At 70.3% G+C, this 596-nt stretch carries 1 protein-coding gene; it reads right to left on the bottom strand.

Translation table 11 applies throughout. The features are described 5' to 3' along the window. A partial coding sequence (gene bioB, locus ACXJKJ_RS31275; RefSeq protein ID WP_457395506.1) for a biotin synthase BioB occupies window positions 1-596 on the bottom strand: 596 nt, incomplete at both ends.

Here is a 596-nt window from a genome sequence, read left to right as displayed (position 1 = left end):
ATGCGCGCCACCGCGATCATCCGCACGAACTCGAACGGGTCCAGTTCGGCGATGCCGTGCAGGGGCGTGCCGGCGACCTGCACCAGCCGATTGATCGGTACCGAATCGGGATGCGCGGGCAGCGTGGCCAGCGCCAGCAGCTGGCCCGCGCGCTGCTCACGGGTTTCACCCATGCCGACGATGCCGCCGCAGCAGGTCTTCAGCCCGGCATCGCGCACGTGCGCCAGGGTATCCAGGCGGTCCTGGTACTGGCGGGTGTGGATGATCGCGTCGTAGTAGTCCGGCGCGGTGTCCAGGTTGTGGTTGTAGTAATCCAGCCCGGCCTCGCGCAGGGCCACGGCCTGGTCGCCGCTGAGCATGCCCAGGGTGGCGCAGGTCTCCAGCCCCAGCGCCTTCACCTCGCGGATCATCGCCGCCACCTTGGGCACATCGCGATCCTTGGGCGAGCGCCAGGCCGCGCCCATGCAGAACCGCGACGCACCGGCGGCCTTGGCCTGGCGTGCCTTGGCGACCACCGCCTCGGTGTCCATCAGCTTCTGCGCCGCCACCCCGGTGCTGTAGCGCTGGGCCTGGGGGCAATACGCGCAGTCCTCCGG

This window comes from Roseateles sp. P5_E1, from assembly GCF_054049335.1.
The sequence above is the reverse complement of the archived record's forward strand: the minus strand, read 5'-3'. Positions and strand labels throughout refer to the sequence as shown.